Here is a 20,136-nt window from a genome sequence, read left to right as displayed (position 1 = left end):
TTTTGTTTACACTTTTTTATTGTAAACGCTGTCGATTTGTTATATGATAGAGGCCACGAAAACATGTTTCGCCGGGGTTCTCCGGCGTCTTGAGGTGAACCTATGAGCCTTCGTATCGGCATCGACATCGGCTCCACCACCGTCAAGGTGGTGGTGCTGGACGAACAGAACAAGCTGCTGTTCCGCTCCTATGAGCGGCACTACTCCAAGGCCCGGGAGCGGGCCTGCGAGACTCTGCACAGCATCCAGGACAAGCTGGCGGGCAAGGACGTGCGCCTGGTCATCACCGGCTCGGCCGGCCTGGGCGTGGCCAAGGCTGCCGGCATCGACTTCGTGCAGGAGGTCTATGCCACCGCCGCCGCCGTCAACACCTACATACCGGGCACCGATGCCGTCATTGAGCTGGGCGGCGAGGACGCCAAGATCATCTTCTTCGGCGGCGCTCTGGAAGAGCGCATGAACGGCTCCTGCGCCGGCGGCACCGGGGCCTTCATCGACCAGATGGCCACGCTGATGAACGTGTCCATCGACGAGCTGGACCGGCTGTCCCTGAAGCACGAGAAGATCTACCCCATCGCCTCCCGCTGCGGCGTGTTCGCCAAAAGCGACATTCAGCCCATCCTCAACCAGGGCGGGCGGAAGGAGGACGTGGCGGCCTCCATCTTCCAGGCCGTGGTGGACCAGACCGTGGCCGGCCTCACCCAGGGCCGTGCGCTCAAGGGCAAGATCGTCTTTCTGGGCGGCCCGCTGCACTTCCTCTACGGCCTGCGGGAGCGGTTCGTGGAGACCCTGCATCTGGACGGGGAGCACGCCGTCTTCCCGGCCGATGGAGACTGCTTCGCCGGCATCGGCGCGGCCCTGTGCGCCTCGGATTACGCCGAGCACCCCTTCGACGAACTGCTGAGAAAGCTGGAGGAGAGCGTGGACGCCACCAATACGGTGGACACCATGCCCCCCCTGTTCACCGATCAGGCCGACTTTGACGCCTTCCTGGCCCGGCACGACGCCAACCACCCCCCCGAGGTGGATGTGAACACCTATTCCGGCGACGCCTATCTGGGCATCGACGCCGGGAGCACCACCACCAAGCTGACGCTCATCGCCCCCGACGGCGGTCTGCTATACACCTACTACCAGTCCAACCGGGGCGACCCCGTGGCGGTGGTGCTGGACCAGCTCAAGAAGATCTACGCCCTGTGCGGCAGCCGCATCGTCATCCGTGGCTCGGCCGTCACCGGCTACGGCGAGGACCTGATCAAAAACGCCTTCGGCTGTGACCTGGGTTTGGTGGAGACCATGGCCCACTACAACGCCGCCGCCCACTTTCAGCCCGACGTGGACTTCATCATCGACATCGGCGGCCAGGACATGAAGTGCTTCAAGATCCGCAACGGCGCGGTGGACTCCATCATGCTCAACGAGGCCTGCTCCTCCGGCTGCGGCTCCTTCATCGAGACCTTCGCCCGGGCTCTGGGCTACGAGATCGCGGAGTTCTCCCGGCTGGGCCTGTTCGCCAAGCATCCGGTGAACCTGGGCTCCCGGTGCACTGTGTTCATGAACTCCAGCGTCAAGCAGGCCCAAAAGGACGGAGCCAGCGTGGAGGACATCTCCGCCGGCCTGTCCATCTCCATCGTAAAGAACGCCGTCTACAAGGTCATTCGGGCCGCCAACGCCGACGACTTGGGCCGGCACATCGTGGTCCAGGGCGGCACCTTCCTCAACAACGCGGTATTGCGGGCCTTCGAGCAGGAGCTGGGCCGCAACGTGACCCGGCCCACCATCGCCGGGCTGATGGGAGCCTTCGGGGCCGCCCTGGCCGCCCGGGACCTGGGGCTGGAGCGCTCCGCCCTGCTGGACGCCAGGGCTCTGGAGGCCTTTACCCATGCGGCAAAGCCCGTCACGTGCAACCTGTGCACCAACCACTGCTCCCTCACCGTCAACCAGTTTGACGGCGGGCGACGCTTCATCTCGGGCAACCGCTGCTCCCGCCCCCTGGGCAAGGAGAAGGTGGAGAACCCCGACCTGATGACCTATAAATACCAGAAGCTCCGCGCCCTGAAGGGCAAGGGGGAGGGCGACGGCTCCCGAGGTCGCATCGGCATCCCCTTCGGCCTGAACATGTACGAAAATCTCCCCTTCTGGTTCGCCTTCTTCACCAGGCTCAACTTTGAGGTGGTCCTCTCTCCGGAGTCCTCCCGAAAGCTCTACCTCAAGGGCCAGCACACCATCCCCTCGGATACGGTGTGCTATCCGGCCAAGCTGCTCCACGGCCATGTGGGGGCTCTGGTGGAGGCCGGCGTGGACGCCATCTGGTACCCCTGCATGTCTTATAACAACGACGAGGGCATTGGGGACAACCACTTCAACTGTCCGGTGGTGGCCTACTATCCCGAGCTTCTGGCCGCCAACATGCCCGTTTTGAAGCAGACCCGCTTCCTGGACCCCTATGTGGGCCTGTGGCGGCGCAAGGACTTCAAAAAGCGGGCGGTCAAGATGATGGAGGCCGATTTCGGCATTCCCAAGCGGGAGACGGAGGGGGCCGTGGACGCCGCCTATGCCGCCTACGACGCCTATGTCCAGGACGTGCGGCAGACCGGCAAGGCGTACATCGACTACGCCCGGGCGCACGGCATGCCCATTATCGTGGTCTGCGGCCGGCCCTACCACATCGACCCGGAGATCAACCACGGCATCAACGACCTCATCACCTCCTTCGGCTTCGTACTGGTCACGGAGGATGCCCTGAGCTACCTGGAGGGCTATGCCCCCCGGAAGGTTCTCAACCAGTGGACCTTCCAGAGCCGGATGTACAACGCCGCCCGGTACGTCTGCACCCAGAGCGATATGCAGGTGGTGCAGCTAGTCTCCTTCGGCTGCGGCACCGACGCCATCACCACCGACGAGCTGCGCTCCATCCTGGAGAGCGGCGGTAAGCTGTACACCCAGCTCAAAATTGACGACATCAACAACCTGGGCGCGGTGAAGATCCGCATCCGGTCCCTGATGGCCGCCATGGACGCCCGCAGGGCCAGGGACGGCGCTCCGGGCCGGGAGGCCGCCGGCTGAGGCCCCGCCCGGTCTTTGGATCTCGATACGCGCAGACGAAAGGATCAACGTGTTATGGCAGAATTAGTCTACGACAATACCGGCCGCCTCCTGTTCACCAAGGAGATGAAGGAGGAGTACACCCTGCTGGTGCCCCAGATGCTCCCCATGCACTTCGCCATGCTGGTGCGGGTCATCCAGACCATGGGCTACAAGGTGGAGATGCTCAACACCTCCGGCAAGAGCATCCTGGACTATGGACAGAAATACGTCCACAACGACGCCTGCTTCCCCGCCATCCTGGTCATCGGCCAGCTCATCGACGCGGTGAAAAGCGGCAAGTACGACCCCCACAAGGTCGCCCTGGTCATCACCCAGACCGGCGGCGGCTGCCGGGCCTCCAACTACATCCACATGCTCCGCAAGGCGCTGGAGAAGGCCGATCTGGCCTTCGTCCCCGTCATCTCGGTGAATCTGTCCGGCCTGGAGAAAAACCCCGGCTTCTCCCTCACCCTGCCCTTCATCCGCAAGGCCCTTTACGCCGTATTCTACGGCGATCTTCTGATGAACGTCTCCAACCAGGTCCGTCCCTACGAGGTAAACCCCGGCGACACCGACCGGGCCATCCGCGTGTGCATGGACTTCCTGCTGGACGATATGGGCCGGGGCAAGGGCATGAGCTACAAGTCCATGATCGCCAACTTCGACCGCATCATCGACCGCTTCCAGGCCATCCCGGTGGCCGGCGAGCCCAAGGTCCGGGTAGGCGTGGTGGGTGAGATCTACGTCAAGTATTCCCCCCTGGGCAACAACAATCTGGAGCAGTTCCTCCTCTCAGAGGGAGCCGAGCCGGTGGTGCCCGGCCTCACCGACTTCGTCATCTTCAAGATCTATAACCGGGACGTAGATGTGGACATCTACGGCGGCAGGTGGATCAAGCAGAAGTTCTGCCAGATCTTCGCCGGCTACATTAAGAAGTACCAGCGGGCCATGATCGACGCCCTCAACCGTTCCGGCCGCTTCCGAGCGCCCGGCGACTTCGACGAGCTGCACCACTACATCAAGGGCTATCTGGGGGACGGCAACAAGATGGGCGAGGGCTGGCTCCTCACCGCTGAAATGTTGGAGCTCATCCACACCGGGGTGCCCAACATCGTCTGTACCCAGCCCTTCGGCTGCCTGCCCAACCACATCGTGGGTAAGGGGATGATCCGCAAGCTGAAAGACGACTACCCCAACTCCAACATCGTGGCCATCGACTACGACCCCGGCGCCACCAAGATCAACCAGGAAAACCGCATCAAGCTGATGCTGGCCAACGCCCGGGCCCTGGCCAAGGGGGAAGGCTCCGCTGCGCCCGCTCCGGCGGAGCAGGCGCCCGCCGCCGTATGAGCGCGCTTGCTTTTGTGGACGCCTGCTCCGACGAGCACTTCCGGGCCATGAGCCTCATTCACGCCCTCGGCTGGCGGGATACGTATCGGGGCTATGTGCCCGACGACTACATGGCCCGGGAGATCACCGACGACCGCTGGGTCCCATACTTCCGGGAGGATTACCAGACCGGCCGGTGCCGCGGCCTGCTGCTCTATCGGGACGGGGAGCCGGTGTCCTGCGTCAACTATGGTCCCGCCCGGGTGGAAAACTACAACGCCGGTTCGGCGTGCACCTTTGATGCCCGGGGCTATGAGGGCTGGGGAGAGATCATCTCCTTTTACACCCATCCGGCGGAGCGGGGCAAGGGCTACGGCGGAAGGCTCTTTGAAGAGGCCCTGGTCCGGCTGCGGGCAGACGGGCATCAAAACGCCTTCGTCTTTGTGCTGCGGGAAAACGCCAAGGCCCGCCGGTTCTATGCCGCCCATGGCTTCGCCTGGGACGGCACCCACACCGACATTCCCTTTCCTCCGGACGCCGTCTGCGTGGATCTGCGCTATGTAAAGGAGCTGTGATGGTATGAAACGGCTGGTTTGGGTCCTGACCCTGCTGCTCCTGCTGACCGCCTGCAAGAGCGGGGGCGAAACCGCCGCCTCCCCCTCCTCCCCGCCGGCCCCCACGGCCTCATTCACACCGGAGCCCACCTCCGATCCGGACGCCCCCTGGTGGGAGCGTCTGACCGCGGGTGACCTGCCCACCGCCCTGGCCGCGGCGGAGGACCTGTCGGGGACCGGGGAGCAGTGTTTCATGCTGGGTCATCTCAAAGACCCGGACATCTCCCTTTACGGCGTGGCCGGGGAGGACGTGGTCCTGCTGCGCCGCGGGGAGACCCTGGCCGCCTTTGAGCAGGTCTACCGGGCCCAGCCCCAGGCCGTCCTGCCCGAGTTGTGGTGGATGGACCTGGACGGCGACGGGGCGGAGGAGCTGGCCGTCCGCTACCTCCGCGACGCTGACGAGGACCACCTGGTCTATGACCTGCACATCTATGCCTGGGACGGTCAGCGCTGGTCCGACTGCGCCGTCACCAAAGACGCCTGCGCCGACCGGGTGCTGAGTCAGGTGGAAGTCCGGAGGGAAAACGGCTCCGTCACCCTGTCCTACGGCCGGACCAGCGCCGTATACCAACTGCCTCAGGGCTCCGGCGCCGGGCGGCTGGTTTTGGACAGCGGCTTCTTTCGCTGCCAGGACGGCGTATTTACCGTGGTCCTGGGGGCCCGGGTGGACCAGCTCTCCCACTTTGCCAACGTCCTGGCCGACATCGACTACGCGGGCGGCTCCTTCACTCTGCGCAATCTCCGGGTGGAGCCCACTATGGGAGTCTGAGCCCGTCCCTTTCTCCCACTCCAACCCCGGCAAGGGCGGCGCGGCCGCCCTTGCCTTTTATCCAACGGAGGAGGTGCGCCATGGAAGAAAATAAAATGGGCGTGATGCCGGTGCGGCCTCTGCTCCTCCACATGGCCTGGCCCATGATGCTCTCCATGCTCATCCAGGCCCTGTACAACATGGTGGACTCCATGTTCGTCTCCCGGCTCAACCGGGAGGCCTTCGAGGCCCTCTCCCTGTCCTATCCCGTGCAGATGTTCATGGTGGCCGTCTGTGTGGGCACCGGCGTGGGGGTCAACGCCCTGCTCTCCCGCCGCCTGGGGCAGCAGGACCCGGAGGGCGCCAACGCCGTGGCCATGAACGGCGTGTTTGTCTATCTGCTGTCCTGGCTGTTCTTCCTGTTTTTCGGGCTGTTCCTGACCCGCCCCTTTTTTGGCTTTTTCACCGACAGCGCCGCCGTGGCCGGCTACGGGGCGCGCTATCTCTCCCTCGTCACCGGCTGCTCCATCGGCATGACCATGCAGTTTGTCACCGAGCGTATCCTCCTGGCCAGCGGCGACCCGGTAGGCCCCATGGTCATCCAGGGGGTGGGGGCGGTAGTCAACCTGATCTTCGACCCCCTGCTCATCTTTGGCCCGGGCCCCTTCCCCGCCCTGGGCGTGGCGGGCGCCGCCGCCGCCACCGTCATGGGCCAACTCACCGGCATGACCGTGGGCTTCGTCCTGGTGGCCCGGTGCCGGACGGTCGCCCTCTCCCCCAAGGGCTTCCGGCCCCAGAAAGAGGTGATCGCCGAGCTCTACCGCATCGGCCTGCCCGCCATCGTCATGCAGTCCCTGGCCACCTTCATGACCCTGGGGCTCAACAAGATCATGGCCCTGTTCTCCTCCTCCGCCGTCTTTATCCTGGGGGCCTACTTCAAGATCCAGTCCTTCATCTTCATGCCGGTCCACGGCCTGAACAACGGCATGATCCCGGTGGTGGGCTACAACTACGGGGCCAGGCACCGGGCGCGCATCACCGGCCTGACCCGCTTCGCCCTGTGCATCGCCGTGGTCATTATGGCTGTGGGGACCCTGCTCCTGCTGTGCCTGCCCGGGTTCTTTCTGGCGCTTTTCAACGCCGAGCCGGAGGTGCTGGCCGCCGGCGTACCCGCCCTGCGGATGATCGCCCTGTCCTTCCCCTTCGCAGGCGTCTCCATCGTGCTGTGCGCCGTGCTTCAGGCGGTGGGAGAGTCCCTGCGCAGCCTGGCAGTCTCCCTCGCCCGGCAGATCCTCCTGGTCCTCCCCGCCGCTCTGGCCCTGGGGCTGCTGGCCCCGGAGCGCATGTGGCTGTGCTTCCTCCTGTCCGAGCTGCTCTCCTGCGGGCTGGCCCTGCTGCTCTACCGGCAGATCTGCCGGCAGAAGCTATCCCGTCTCTCGTAACTGTGAACAGGATGTAAATCCGTTTTTTCTTCATCCTTTTTCACCTGTTTGTAGTTGTCTTCTGCCTCTAAAACGGGTATAATCGGGTATCACCCAAACAAACATCCGTCTCCGATTTGAAGGGAGGACCCTCCCATGAAAAAGTTTGCGCTGCTGTGTGCTGCGCTTTTTGTCCTGTCCGGCTGCACCGGAAATACGGAGACCGGGTCCCCCAGCCCGGAGGGCGGTTCGCCCGGCCCCGTCTCCAGCCAGCCGCTGGTCAGCACCACCCCCGCCGTCCCCGACAGCCCTGCGCCCGAGGTTACGCCCATACCCACACCCTCGGTGCCTGCAGAGCCGACGCCCACCCTTGCGCCCACCGATACCTCCGGGGGCTGGGATGGGGACCTGGGCACCCTGACCCTGGCCGACTTCCCTACCGCGCTGTCCGACGGCGCCGCCGTGGCCCAGGGGACCGAGCCCCTCTACCTGGTGGCCCAGCTCCCCGAGGCCGACACCTGGCTCTACGGCCTGAACCCCGCCAAAGCCAATACCCTCATCCTGCGGGTGGGGGAAAAGTGGGAGCACTTCGATCTCAACTGGCTCACGCCCGGGGTCATCCTTCCCCGTATGGCCTACGGCGACTTTGACGCCGACATGGACCTGGAGCTGGCCCTCATCCTATCGGTGGGCTCGGGTACCGGAGTGTCCGTGGAGGAGCTGCACATCATCGAGTTCGGCGACAGCGGCGTGTGGACCGACAACTACTTTGCCCCCGACGACTACCGGGCCATTTTGGACCAGTCGGTGGAATACCTGTATGATGAGCCCTCCCGCACCCTCACCGTTCAGGCGGAGGGCGGCTCCGTGTCCTATGCCGTCCCCGAGGAGCAGACCTATACCGGCCCCTGCGGCTTTGGCGCTGTCGTCTCCTTCCTGACAGAGGGCGACGCCCTGGGCGCGGTCTTCGGCGCGGCCTATATCCCCAACGCCAGCCCCGGAAACAGCCAATACATCGCCCAGATCCAGGCCGATGTGGTCTACACCGGCGCCGCCTTCGGCCTAGCCAACCTCCAGGCCGTACCTTACGATTGATTGCATCCGGAAAAGCGCAGTGGAATGAATTTCCACTGCGCTTTTAGGCCGGTTGGGGCAAACTGATCTCATCCGATTTGGAAAGGAGAGCTTGCTCATGAACTCCCTGAATCCCCTCGCTGACCTGCCGATGGGCCTGGGCATGGCCCTGGCCCAGGACGTCCCCGCCATGGAGCGCTTTGCCCATCTCTCTCCCGATCAGCAGCGGGACGTCATCGACCAGACGCACCGCATCACCTCCAAGTCGGAGATGCAGGCCTTTGTCAGCCGGCTGGGACAGGGCGCCTCGCCCCAGGACCTGGCCCCCTGACCCGCAGCGCCCCCGGCCGGGAATGGCCGGGGGCGCTGTCTGTCTCACGCACTCAAAGCAGGCCGTCCAGCTCGGTCTGGAGCCGTTTCAGGTCCTCCCGGATGGACAGATGCTGGGGGCAGGCCGCCTCGCACCGGCCGCAGGAGAGGCAGTTTTTCCCCTTGCGCTCCTCCTCCAGATCCCTCCAGCGGGACGCGGTTTGCTTTTCGCTGCCATAGATGCCGTACTCGTTCCACAGCGTAAAATTCCGCGGGATATCCACCCCCGCCGGGCAGGGCATGCAGTACCGGCAGCCGGTGCAGCCGTTGCGGACCCTCCGGCGGTAGACGGCCGCCGCCTGCTCCACCACCGCCCGCTCCCCCTCGTCCAGGGGCCGGAAGGCGTTGAAGGTAGCCAGGTTGTCCTCCACCTGCTCCAGGGTGGACATGCCGGAGAGCACCGTCATCACATTGGGCAGGCTGGCCGCCCAGCGCAGGGCCCAGGAGGCCGCCGAGGCCCCCGGCCGGGCCCGCTGGAACAGCTCCATGGCCTCCGCCGGCGGGTTGGCCAGAGCCCCGCCCTTCACCGGCTCCATGATGACCAGCGGCACGCCCCGCTTCTCCGTGAGGGCATAGCCCCGCAGCCCCGCCTGCTCGTTGGTGTCCATGTAGTTAAGCTGGAGCTGGCACAGATCCCACTCCCGGGCGGTCAGGATCTCTTCGAACTCGTCGTAGCTGCCGTGGAAGGAAAAGCCGAACCGGCGGAACAGCCCCTGCCGCTGGAGGTCCAGGCACCAGTCCACCACCCCCTGGTCCCGCAGCAGCCGCCACCGCTCCCCGTTCAGGTTGTGGAGCAGATAGAAGTCCAGATACGTCCGGTCCAGCCGCTCCCACTGCTCGTCGAAGATCCGCCTGGCCTCGTCCAGATCGTGGACCAGCACCGTGGGCAGCTTGGAGGTCAGGTAGTAGCTCCCCCGGGGGTATTGGGCCAGCGCCCGGCTCATAAAGTTCTCGCTGGCCCCCTTGTGGTAGAAGTAAGCGGTGTCGAAGTAGTTGACCCCGCCCTCGATGGCCCGGTCCAACAGGGGCCGGGCCTGGGGCTCATCGATGGACTCATCGTCCAGAGTGGGGAAGCGCATGCAGCCGTAGCCCAGCAGGGAGGGCGCCGCCCCCAACGTTTCAATGTTCCGGTATTCCATCTCTGATCCGCTCCATATCCGTTAAAATGTGTGGTTTCTTCCCTAGTTTATCACACCGTTTTCCGTCCGTCTACATAGACTGGAGGGGCAGGGGGTGATTTTATGACGCCGTTGGAGTGCGTGAACGGAGAGGCCATGGTGCTGGCCGGAGCGGCCATCGCCATCCAGATCGCCCAGACCAGCACCGAGGCCGAGCTGCTGACCCTGGCCGCCTTCTTCACCATCCTGGGCGACAACCTGGCCATGGTGGCCACCCAGCGGGCCAACCTCTCCAGCCAGCAATGCCAGCGTCAAGATTCTGTAAATTCGTCCGATTCACGTTGCACGGAGGAGGAAAAGCGTGTAGAATGGGACAACAATATCACCACAGAAAGCGGGAATTCATCATGATGTGCGGCATTGTGGACCTGGGCTCCAACACCATCCGCCTGTCCATCTATCAGTACGAGGGGGAGCACTTCCGGCTGCTCCTGAACAAAAAGACCATGGCCGGCCTGGCGGGCTACGTCCAAGACGGGGCGCTGTCCGACGGCGGCATTCTGGTGGCCTGCCGGGTGCTGTCCAGCTACCGGGCCCTGCTGAGCAACTTCTCCGTCTCGGAGATGCACGTGTTCGCCACCGCCTCGCTGCGGAACATCTCCAACACCGGCGAGGCGGTGGAGGCCATCCGGGACGTGACCGGCGTCACCGTGGAGGTGCTGGACGGCGAGACCGAGGCCGCCCTCTCCTTTAAGGGCGCAGTGCTCCCCGGCGGCGTGCCCACCGGCCTGCTGGCCGACATCGGCGGCGGCTCGGTGGAGCTGGTGTCCTACCGGGACATGTCTATCACCTCGGCCTGCTCCCTGCCCATGGGCTCCCTGTCCCTCTATACCCGGTTCGTGGACGGCCTCTTCCCCACCCCGGAGGAGCGACGGGCCATCCGTGCCTGCGTGAGCGCCGAGCTCGACCGGGTCCGGACAGGAGGGCTGACGTGCCGGCACCTGTGCGGCGTGGGCGGCACCATCCGGGCGGTGTCCAAGCTGGCGGTGGACGTGTTCGGCAAGGACCCGGAGAGCCGTATCCTCACCGCCGACGAGATCCGCGCCCTCTATAAGCTGCTCAAGAAAGGCGGCAAGGACACCCTGCGGCAGATCCTTCACGCCGCGCCCGACCGGGTCCACACCCTCCTGCCCGGCCTGCTGCTTCTCAATGCGGTGGTCAAGGCCTACGGCGTGGAGACGGTCTCCGCCTCCTCCACCGGCGTGCGGGAAGGCTATCTCATGGACCGGGTCCTCGGGAGGTGAGGGCCATGTCTGAGCTTCCGATCATCGACACCCGCTACACCCAGGAGCGGGAGCTGTCCTGGCTGCGCTTCAACGAGCGGGTGCTGGACGAGGCCCGGGACGAGTCCGTCCCCCTGTTCGAGCGGCTCAAGTTCGCCGCCATCTTCACCAGCAACCTGGACGAGTTCTTTATGATCCGGGTGGGCTCCATCTACGACATGACCCTGGTGAAAAAGGCCCATGTGGACACCAAGAGCGGCCTGACCCCCGCCCAACAGCTCGCCGCCATCCTCGCCGCCGTTGGCCCGCTCTACAAGCAGCGGGACAAGGTGGTCAGCCAGTTGGAGACCCGCCTGCGGGCCTGCAATATCTGCGGCCTGACCATCTCTGAGCTGGACGCCAAGGAGAAAAAGCAGGTGGAGCGGTACTTTCGGGATTACATCGCCCCCGTCCTCTCCCCCCAGGTGGTGGACGCCCACCACCCCTTCCCCCACCTGCCCAGCAAGTCCCTCAACGTGGCCATGACCCTGCGCCGGGGGGAGGGGCAGTATTTCGGCATCGTGCCCATCCCCAAGAGCCTGCCCCCCTTCCTCCAGCTCAGCGAGCGGGGGCTGCGCTACCTGCTCATCGAGCAGATTGTCCAGGAGTACGCCGGAGAGATTTTTGATCAGTACCAGGTGGTGAGCAAGGCGGTGATCTCGGTCACCCGCAACGCCGATATCTCCCCGGAGGATGAGGACTACGACGTCAGCGGCGACTTCCGCCAGCACATGCGTAAGGTGCTCAAAAAGCGCGCCCGGCTGGCCCCGGTCCGGCTGGAGATCCAGGGAGCTGCCGACGAGGCGCTGCTCTCCTTCCTGTGCCAGCGGCTGAACCTGGCCCGGGAGCAGGTGTTCCGCACCAAGGCCCCCATCGACATGGGCTATGTCTACGCCTTGGAGGATAAGCTGCCCCCGGAGAGCGCCGCCGCCCTGCGCTTCGCCCCCTTCGCCCCTCGCTTCCCCATGGGCCTCAACCGGGGCGAAAAGCTCATCCCCCAGATCCTGCGGCGGGACGCCCTGCTCTACTACCCCTACCACTCCATGGACCCCTTCCTTCAGCTGGTGAAGGAGGCCGCCCACGACCCGGCGGTGCTGTCTGTCAAGATCACCATCTACCGCCTGGCCTCCAAGGCCAAGCTCATCGAATACCTGGCGGCGGCCGCCGAGAACGGCAAGGACGTGACGGTGCTGATGGAGCTGCGGGCTCGGTTCGACGAGCAGAACAACATCGCCTGGGCCGAGCGGCTGGAGGAGGCGGGCTGCACCGTTCAATACGGCTTCGAGGGGGTCAAGGTCCACTCCAAAATCTGTCTCATCACGCGCAGGGAGCGGGGCCACATCCAGCACATCACCCAGGTAGGCACCGGCAACTACAACGAAAAGACCGCCAAGCTCTATACCGACCTGAGCCTGATGACGGCCAATCCGGCCATCGGGGCGGACGCCGCCGCCTTCTTTCAAAATATGTCCACCGCCAACCTGGAGGGGGAATACCGCCACCTGCTGGTGGCCCCCAACGGCCTGAAGGATCGGCTCATCTCCCTGATCGACGGAGAAACCGCCAAGGCCAGGAGCGGCCGGGCCGCCCGCATTTTCCTCAAGTGCAACTCGGTCACCGACCGGGAGCTGATCGACAAGCTGGCCGAGGCCAGCCAGGCCGGGGTGGACATCCGAATGAACGTGCGCGGCATCTGCTGCCTGCGGCCAGGGGTGCCCGGGCTCACCGACCGCATCCGGGTCTTTTCCATCGTGGGCCGCTATCTGGAGCACGCCCGCATCTTTGCCTTCGGCGCGGGACAGGACCAGCGGGTCTACATCGGCTCGGCCGACCTGATGACCCGCAACACCGAGCGGCGGGTGGAGATCGCCTGTCCCATCCTGGACGAAGGCATCCGCCGTCAGATCGCACACTATGTGGACATCCTGTGCCGGGACACCGAAAAGGCCCGCTTCCTGGACGAGCAGGGCCACTATCACCCCGTCCCCGATGAGGGCCAGCCCCCGCTGGACGCCCAGGCCGCCCTGATGGAGGAGGCCGTCCGGCAGGAGCCGCCGGCGCTGGCGGCTTCCCCCGTCCCCGCCGCCAGACGCGGGCTTCTGGACCGCCTGTTCGGCCACCGGCGCCGCTGCTGAACACATTGAAAACCGCCGCCGGCACATGCCGGCGGCGGTTTTGGGACTGTCTCAGCCCTGCCAGAAGGCCCGGATCTCATCCAAGCGGGACAGGGTGTGGTCGTATCCGTCCTTCCACAGCTTCATGATCTTTCCCACGTCCTTTTCCGTGCGGGAGAAGCCCTGGGTGTCTTCCGGGGCGATGAGGAGCACCTTTCCCTCCTCCTCCAGGCGGAACAGCCGCTCCCGGCTGTCGTTATAGCGCTCCGCCCGGGCCTCCATGGTATCGCAGAAGTTGGGGAACTCCGCTCGGTAGCGGGCGTTGATGGCGGGCAGAAGCTCCGGCTTGCGGCGGTAGCTCCGCTCCCGGGTGAGGATGACCACCACCCGCTCGCACCCCATCCGGAAGGCCCGGTCATAGGGGATGGCGTCCGAGGCGCCGCCGTCCAGATAGGGCCTGTTGTCCAGATAAAAAATGGGGAAGAGCAGCGGCATGGCGCAGGTGGCCTGAAGCACCAGGAATTTTGCATCCCGACGGGGCACCGGCAGATATTCCGGGCAGCCGGTGTCCAGATTGGTGACCACCGCCTCCACCTGTCCGGGATAGGCCGCGAAGGTTTCGTAATCAAAGGGGATCAGCTCGTTGGGGATGGTCTCATAGGTGAATTTCAGGCCGAAATAGCAACGGTTGTCCGGCTCAAGCAGGTTCTTGGGCCCCATATACCGCTTGTCATCGGCATAATTTGTGAGAATGTGGAGGTTGCGCCGCTTCTGTCTGGAGATATAACTCACGCCGTAGGCGATGCCCGCCGACACGCCCACGACGTAGTCAGGCATCAGGTCCCCGTCCAGCAGAGCGTCGCAGGCGCCGCTGGAAAAGATGGTCCGCAGGGCGCCGCCCTCCAGCACCAGTCCGGTTTTCATGGTATCACTCCCTTACTGGCCCTATTATAATGTGTACTGCACAAAGCCGAAAGCCTTGCCTCCAATGCTTTCAAGGCCAATTGGCTTATGCGGCAGTGGCCGCACGAATAAACCGCTTGGCGGTTTATTCCGTAGACATTATTATATACCGTCCAGGGAAAAAAGAAAAGGGTCAGCCCAAAAGTTGGCCGTCCAAATACAGTTGTGCGTGCTGACATGACCCCCTCATTGGTGGGGCCAATTAGGGGTGGAACCTACAAGGAGGCCGGGGCAAATGCCCCGGCCTTTTCTTGGTATGCGTGCGAACCGCCGCATTACAGGTTGCCGTACTCCTCGAAGAAGCGGTCGTGAATGACCTGGACGGCGTTGTCGGCGTCGCTTTTGTCCACCAGGACAGAGACCTTGATCTCGCTGGTGGAAATCATGTGGATGTTGATGCCGGCGTTGAAGAGGGCCTCAAACATCAGGGAGGCCACGCCGGGGTTGTTGATCATGCCGGCGCCCACGATGGAGACCTTAGCGATGTCGTCGGTGACGTCGATGTGGTCGAAGCCCAGGGCATCCTTCATCTTCTCCATGGCCTCCCGCGCCTTGTCCATGTCGGAGTGGGTGACGGTGAAGCTGATGTCCTTGGTGTCGTTGCGGCCAATGGACTGGAGGATGATGTCCACGTTGATCTTGTGCCGGGCCAGAGTGGAGAAGATGCGGAAGGCGGTGCCGGGCTTATCCGGCAGGCCCACCAGGGCCAGACGGGCAATATTTTTATCCTTGGCTACGCCGCTCACATAGGGCTTTTCCATGGTTTTTGCAACCTCCTTGACTTTGGTTCCGGGCTGGCCGGAAAAGCTGGAGAGGACCTCCAGATTGACATTATACCTCTTGGCCATTTCCACCGAGCGGTTGTGGAGCACCTGGGCGCCCAGGGTGGCCAGCTCCAGCATCTCGTCATAAGTGATCTCGTCCAGCTTTCTGGCCCCCTTCACACAGCGGGGATCGGCGGTGAATACGCCGTCCACGTCGGTGTAGATCTGGCACAGATCCGCGTGGAGCACGGCGGCCAGAGCCACGGCGGAGGTGTCCGAGCCGCCCCGGCCCAGGGTGGTGATGTCGTCGTACTTGTTGATGCCCTGGAAGCCGGTGACAATGACGATCTTTTTCTTGTCCAGCTCGGCCAGCACCCGCTCGGTCCGCAGGGTCTTGATGCGGGCGTTGGAGTAGGAGGAGTTGGTGCGGAAGCCCGCCTGCCAGCCGGTGAGGGAGACCACCGGATAGCCCATGGCCTCGATGGCCATGGCACACAGGGAGCAGGAGATCTGCTCGCCGGTGGACAGCAGCATGTCCATCTCACGTTGGGAGGCCCTTGGATTGATCTCCGCGGCCTTGGCGATGAGATCGTCGGTGGTGTCGCCCTGGGCGGAAAGGACCACCACCACGTTATGTCCGCGGCGGTAGGTCTCGGTGATGATGCGGGCCACGTTGCGGATGCGGTCGGAGTCCGCCACCGAGGTCCCGCCGAACTTCTGTACAATGAGTCCCATGTATATGTACCCCCTAAGAGTGTTTCCGAATCGGCGTCCGGCCCCGGCACAGGCCGGGACCTACGCCATTCTATGTCCTCAGTCCAGCACGCGGAACAGCGACTGCGGCTCCAGAGCGCCCAGCCGTTCCAGCACCTCAGCTCCGGTCATGACGGGCGTCAGGAAGGCAACCTCTTCCGCCGGAGCGCCGGAACGGGACAGCAGGGCCACTCCGGGGAACCCGGCCCGGACCGCATCCACGCGTCCCTTGGCCCGGACATACCAGGCGGTCTCCAGGCGCTCGGGAGAGACGGTCACGTCCTCTCCGCCGGGGCCCCACTCCACCCGCTTCCGAGATTTGATGTGGCGGGCGGCGTCCATCACGTCGGCCACCACGGCGGAGGCGGTGGGCAGCTTGCCGGCCCCCCGGCCATAGAACATCACGTCGCCGATGGCGTCGCCCTTGACGGTGATGGCGTTGAACACGTCCTCCACGCCGGACAGCGGATTCTCCCCGTCCAGCAGGTGGGGGGCCACATAGGCGCAGATCCTGCCGTCGTCCTGACGGATGGCCCGACCCAGCAGCTTGATCTTTTTGTTGCAGGACTCGGCGTAGGCCACGTCAGCCAGGGTCACCCCGGTGATCCCCTCGGTGGGCACCTGGCGGGGGTAAATGTGGCGGCCGAAGGCGATGGCGGCCAGAATGCAGATCTTCCGGCAGGCGTCGTGGCCCTCCACGTCGGCGGTGGGGTCGGCCTCGGCATAGCCGTTGGCCTGGGCCTCACGAAGCGCGGCGTCAAAGGACAGGCCCGCCCGGATCATCCGGGTGAGAATATAGTTGGTGGTGCCGTTGAGGATACCGCAGACCTCGGTGAGCTCGTTGGCGGCCAGGCACTGACTCAGGGGCCGGAGAATGGGGATGCCGCCGCCCACGCTGGCCTCGAACAGGTAGCTGGCCCCCTTCCGGGCTGCGAGCTGGAGCAGCTCGCAGCCGTGCTCGGCCACCAGCTCCTTGTTGGAGGATACCACGCTCTTGCCCGCGCTCAGGGCCCGCCGGGTAAAGTCCAGCGCCACGCCCGCGCCGCCGATGGTCTCCACCACGATATCCACCTCGGGGTCGTTCTCGATGGTAGCGAAGTCGTGGATGATCTTATCGCCGAAAGGGTTGTCAGGGAAATCCCGCACATCCAGGATATATTTCAGCCGCACCGGGGTCTCCACCTTCTGGTCGATGTGGGCGCTGTTTTTGGCCAGCACCTCCGCCACACCGGAGCCCACGGTTCCAAACCCCAGGATCGCTATGTTCACCATTTGTTTCACCTCGTCGTGTGTATTATTGTCCCGCCAGGATCTCGCACCGCAGGACTCCCGTCAGCCGGGAAGTCCGGCTGACCAGCTCCTCCACCGGGATCTCCAGCCCGGAGGTCTCCGCGCCGATGGTCACCAGGGCGCAGCCGCTGATGGGGATGCCCTGGTTGATGGTGAGAATATTCCCGCCGGAGACGGCAAAGCTATTCAGGACTGCCGACAGCACGCCCGGCTCGTCCCGCAGCATGAACTGGAAGGTGACGATCCGGCCGTGGAGCATGTCGTTGAAGGGCCGCACCGCATCCTTGTATTTGTAGAAGGCACTGCGGCTGATGCCGGTCATCACCGTAGCCTGGTGGACGGTCTTGGCCTCGCCGGTATCCAGCAGGCGTTTGGCCTCGGCTACCTTGCGGAAAATCTCCGGCAGGGCCTCCGCCTCCACAATAAAGTGCTTGGGCGGCATATGCATGGTTCCTACCCCCATTCTAAGCGGCGCGCACTGTCTTTGTTACAGAGCCATTTGTCCGCGTATTGGAACCCATTGTAGCACAGCCCGCCGCCGCACGCAACGAAAAAGCGACAGGAGATCCCACGATTTTTTCTCGTCTGCAGGGAAAAAAATCGTCATTGGGACCAAAAGGAGGCCACACCATGCCCGAAAACAAGCACCTGCGCCTGCTGCTGGTCCTGCTTTACATCGCCCTGGGGACCCTGGGGCTGTGGCTGACGGCCCGGTTTCTCGTACCCTGGCTGCTCCCCTTCCTGATCGCCTGGGCCCTGGCCGCCCTGCTGGAGCCGCCGGTACGCCTGTGCATGGATGTGCTCCATCTGCCCCGCTGGGCCGCCGCCGCCCTGTGCACCCTGCTGCTGACCGCCCTCATCCTGGGGCTGCTCTTTCTGGGAGCCTGGCGGGTGGGCTATGAGGTGGCCGTCCTCCTGCGGCGGCTTCCCGTGCTTCTGTCCGGTCTGCCCGCCCTGTCGGACTGGCTGGAGAAGGCGGTCTATCGGCTGGTGGTGGCCGCCCCGGTCTCCCTTCAGGATTGGCTGCGACAGGCGCTGGAGGGGCTGGTCTCACAAGGCGTGGGCCTCCCCAGCCAGTTTTACGACTGGCTGCTGGCCGCCGTGACCGGGGCGGCCTCCGCCCTGCCCAATCTGGCTCTTTTCCTCTTCACTGCCGTCCTGGCCACCTACTTCACCAGTGCCCGCCGCCCCGCCCTGCTGGTCTTTCTCCGGCGGCAGGTGCCCCGCCCCTGGCTGGCCCGGTTCCGGGGCGCGGGCCGCCGGCTGAAATCGACCTTGGGCGGCTGGCTCCGGGCCCAGGGCCTTCTGATGCTCATCACCTTCGGTCAACTGGCCGCCGGCCTGCTCCTGCTCCGGGTGGACCTGGCCCTGCTGCTGGCCGCCGCCATCGCCCTGGTGGACGCTCTGCCCATATTCGGCACGGGTACCGTCCTGATCCCCTGGGCGGTGCTGGAGCTGCTGGCCGGAAATCTCCGCCTGGCCCTGGGGCTGCTGGCTCTCTATCTGGTGGTGTGGCTGGTGCGCAGCCTGCTGGAGCCCAGGCTGCTGGGAGCCCGGGCGGGACTGCCCCCTCTGCCCGCTCTCATGGCCATGTATGTGGGGTTCCGGGCCTTCGGCGTGGCGGGCATGGTCCTCGCCCCCCTGGTCCTTCTGCTCCTTAAAGAGCTCCACGACGCGGGATTTCTCCGTCTCTGGCGGGATTAGCCCTTGCAAATATCGTCACGATACGCTATGATGGTCTACGCCATTCCGATTCCGTTCAGATTACGCACAAAGGATGTGGAGTCTTGAAGATCATCATCGTCGGCGACGGTAAGGTGGGCTTCACCTTGGCCGAGCATCTCTCCCGGGAAGAGCATGACGTCACCATCATTGATACCAGCGACAATGCGCTGCAAAAGGCCTCCGACACGCTGGACGTCATGTGCATCAAAGGCAACGGCGCCTCCCTGACCGCCCTGAAGGAGGCCGGCGCGGATACCGCCGACCTGCTCATCGCCGTCACCAACCTGGACGAGGTGAATATGGTCTGCTGCCTCACTGGCAAGCGTCTGGGGGCCAAATACACCATCGCCCGGGTCCGCAATTTTGAGTACACGGCCGCCCAGGGAATGCTGAAAATGGGCATGGGCATCGACCTGCTCATCAATCCGGAGAACGACACCGCCGTGGAAATCTCCCGTATCCTGCGCTTCCCCTCGGCGGCCAACATCGAGACCTTCTACCGCGGGCGGGTGGAGCTGATGAGCTTCCGGGCCCGGGAGGAGGACTTTTTCATTGGCCAGCCCCTTTCAGCCCTGTCTCGAAAGGTGCGGGACCTGCCTATTCTATTCTGCGCCGCCGAGCGGAACGAGGAGGTCCTGATCCCCGACGGCTCTTTCGTGCCCCAGGTGGGGGACAAGCTCTATCTGATCGGGGCGCCGCTGGGCCTGCACGGCTTTTTTGAGCTGATGGGCCGGTACGCCCCCAAGATCCGCAATGTCTTTGTGGTGGGCGGCGGACGCATCACCTTCTATTTGGCCGCCCTGATGGAGCGGATGAACATGAAGGTGACCATCGTGGAGCGGAAGGAAGAGCGCTGCCGCCAGCTCTCCGAGCTGCTCCCCCACACCCTCGTCATCAACGGCGACGGCACCGACCAGGAGCTGCTGGAGTCGGAGAACATGGCGGCCAACGACGCCTTCGTGGCCCTCACCGACCGGGACGAGGACAACCTGATCATCTCTCTTTACGCCCTGCAGAAGGGGCTGAAAAAGGTGGTGGCCAAGTGCAACCGCCAGAACTACACCGGCATCGTCCAGCACCTGGGGCTGGACAGCGTCATCTCCCCCAAGCTCATCACCGCCGGGCACATCCTTCAGGTGGTCCGGGGGATGCAGAACTCCAAGGGCAGCGTGATGAACGCCCTGTACCGCATCGCCGAGGGCGGGGCGGAGGCCGCCGAGTTTGCCGTCAACGGCACCACCCGGCACCTGCACACCCCCCTGAAGGACCTGCGGCTGAAGCGCGGAGTCCTCATCGCTGTCATCATCCACCAGGGCCAGGTCATCATCCCCGTGGGCTCCTCGGTCATCAGCTCCGGCGACACGGTCATCATCATCTCCCGGGGCATGGGCATTTTGGATGTCAACGACATCTACGATGAAAGCGGCATGGAGGCGGACGGCTGA

Annotated in this window: 17 protein-coding genes; 12 read left to right on the top strand and 5 right to left on the bottom strand. The window is 64.4% G+C overall.

The genetic code is table 11. The features are described from left to right. Positions 1-102: 102 nt before the first annotated feature. The 7 genes from B3H64_RS02805 (at position 103) to B3H64_RS02775 (ending at position 8,604) form a co-directional block, all read left to right on the top strand. Positions 103-3,066, top strand: coding sequence for an acyl-CoA dehydratase activase (locus B3H64_RS02805; RefSeq protein WP_349676157.1), 2,964 nt, complete (start codon positions 103-105; stop codon positions 3,064-3,066). A gap of 54 nt (positions 3,067-3,120) precedes the next feature. Continuing rightward, positions 3,121-4,437, top strand: a complete 1,317-nt coding sequence (locus B3H64_RS02800) for a 2-hydroxyacyl-CoA dehydratase (RefSeq protein ID WP_050617820.1) — start codon at positions 3,121-3,123, stop codon at positions 4,435-4,437. Then, the gene (locus tag B3H64_RS02795; RefSeq protein WP_286732779.1) at positions 4,434-4,991 is read left to right on the top strand and encodes a GNAT family N-acetyltransferase; all 558 of its coding nucleotides are present in this window, start codon (positions 4,434-4,436) and stop codon (positions 4,989-4,991) included. The genes B3H64_RS02800 and B3H64_RS02795 overlap by 4 nt, the downstream gene beginning before the upstream one ends. A gap of 4 nt (positions 4,992-4,995) precedes the next feature. Continuing rightward, entirely contained in the window at positions 4,996-5,799 is an 804-nt protein-coding gene (locus tag B3H64_RS02790) for a hypothetical protein (RefSeq protein WP_050617818.1), read from the top strand. A gap of 80 nt (positions 5,800-5,879) precedes the next feature. Continuing rightward, the gene (locus B3H64_RS02785; RefSeq protein ID WP_286732776.1) at positions 5,880-7,220 is read left to right on the top strand and encodes an MATE family efflux transporter; all 1,341 of its coding nucleotides are present in this window, start codon (positions 5,880-5,882) and stop codon (positions 7,218-7,220) included. Between the two features lie 135 nt (positions 7,221-7,355). Then, on the top strand, positions 7,356-8,294 hold the full coding sequence (locus tag B3H64_RS02780; RefSeq protein ID WP_050617816.1) for a hypothetical protein: 939 nt from the start codon (positions 7,356-7,358) through the stop codon (positions 8,292-8,294). Between the two features lie 97 nt (positions 8,295-8,391). Continuing rightward, a complete protein-coding gene (locus B3H64_RS02775) occupies positions 8,392-8,604 on the top strand; it encodes a hypothetical protein (protein WP_238073530.1) in 213 nt (70 codons plus the stop codon). A 52-nt stretch (positions 8,605-8,656) separates the two neighbouring features. Here B3H64_RS02775 and B3H64_RS02770 read toward each other — a convergent pair whose 3' ends face one another. Then, on the bottom strand, positions 8,657-9,781 hold the full coding sequence (locus tag B3H64_RS02770) for an aldo/keto reductase (protein ID WP_050617815.1): 1,125 nt from the start codon (positions 9,779-9,781) through the stop codon (positions 8,657-8,659). 102 nt (positions 9,782-9,883) lie between these two features. Between B3H64_RS02770 and B3H64_RS02765 the strand changes: the two genes are divergently transcribed. Genes B3H64_RS02765 through ppk1 form a run of 3 tightly spaced genes read left to right on the top strand, consistent with a single transcriptional unit; the run spans position 9,884 to position 13,217 of the window. Further along, the gene (locus tag B3H64_RS02765; protein ID WP_050617814.1) at positions 9,884-10,171 is read left to right on the top strand and encodes a hypothetical protein; all 288 of its coding nucleotides are present in this window, start codon (positions 9,884-9,886) and stop codon (positions 10,169-10,171) included. Continuing rightward, positions 10,129-11,064, top strand: coding sequence for a phosphatase (locus tag B3H64_RS02760; RefSeq protein ID WP_238073528.1), 936 nt, complete (start codon positions 10,129-10,131; stop codon positions 11,062-11,064). Before B3H64_RS02765 ends, B3H64_RS02760 begins: the two co-directional genes overlap by 43 nt. Positions 11,065-11,069: 5 nt before the next feature. Further along, positions 11,070-13,217 carry a polyphosphate kinase 1 gene (ppk1, locus tag B3H64_RS02755; protein ID WP_050617813.1) on the top strand — a complete coding sequence of 716 codons (2,148 nt, stop codon included), beginning with the start codon at positions 11,070-11,072 and terminating at the stop codon, positions 13,215-13,217. 51 nt (positions 13,218-13,268) lie between these two features. Here the strand turns inward: ppk1 and B3H64_RS02750 are convergent, their stop codons facing one another. The 4 genes from B3H64_RS02750 to B3H64_RS02735 form a co-directional block, all read right to left on the bottom strand. Beyond that, entirely contained in the window at positions 13,269-14,120 is an 852-nt protein-coding gene (locus B3H64_RS02750; RefSeq protein ID WP_286732763.1) for a patatin-like phospholipase family protein, read from the bottom strand. Positions 14,121-14,434: 314 nt separating this feature from the next. Continuing rightward, complete coding sequence (locus B3H64_RS02745) at positions 14,435-15,658, bottom strand: aspartate kinase (protein WP_050617811.1); 1,224 nt, start codon at positions 15,656-15,658, stop codon at positions 14,435-14,437. 78 nt (positions 15,659-15,736) lie between these two features. Beyond that, entirely contained in the window at positions 15,737-16,948 is a 1,212-nt protein-coding gene (locus tag B3H64_RS02740; RefSeq protein WP_238073526.1) for a homoserine dehydrogenase, read from the bottom strand. 22 nt (positions 16,949-16,970) lie between these two features. Next, positions 16,971-17,408 carry an ACT domain-containing protein gene (locus B3H64_RS02735; protein WP_238073525.1) on the bottom strand — a complete coding sequence of 146 codons (438 nt, stop codon included), beginning with the start codon at positions 17,406-17,408 and terminating at the stop codon, positions 16,971-16,973. A 188-nt stretch (positions 17,409-17,596) separates the two neighbouring features. Between B3H64_RS02735 and ytvI the strand changes: the two genes are divergently transcribed. Together ytvI and trkA are read left to right on the top strand one after the other, a co-directional pair. Continuing rightward, the gene (gene ytvI / locus B3H64_RS02730) at positions 17,597-18,670 is read left to right on the top strand and encodes a sporulation integral membrane protein YtvI (protein ID WP_050617808.1); all 1,074 of its coding nucleotides are present in this window, start codon (positions 17,597-17,599) and stop codon (positions 18,668-18,670) included. 83 nt (positions 18,671-18,753) lie between these two features. Next, a complete protein-coding gene (gene trkA, locus B3H64_RS02725; RefSeq protein ID WP_050617807.1) occupies positions 18,754-20,136 on the top strand; it encodes a Trk system potassium transporter TrkA in 1,383 nt (460 codons plus the stop codon).

This window comes from Intestinimonas sp. UBA1698, from assembly GCF_002320075.1.
GTDB classification, from domain to species: domain Bacteria; phylum Bacillota; class Clostridia; order Oscillospirales; family Oscillospiraceae; genus Intestinimonas; species Intestinimonas massiliensis.
This window is presented reverse-complemented; position numbering and strand designations above follow the sequence as displayed.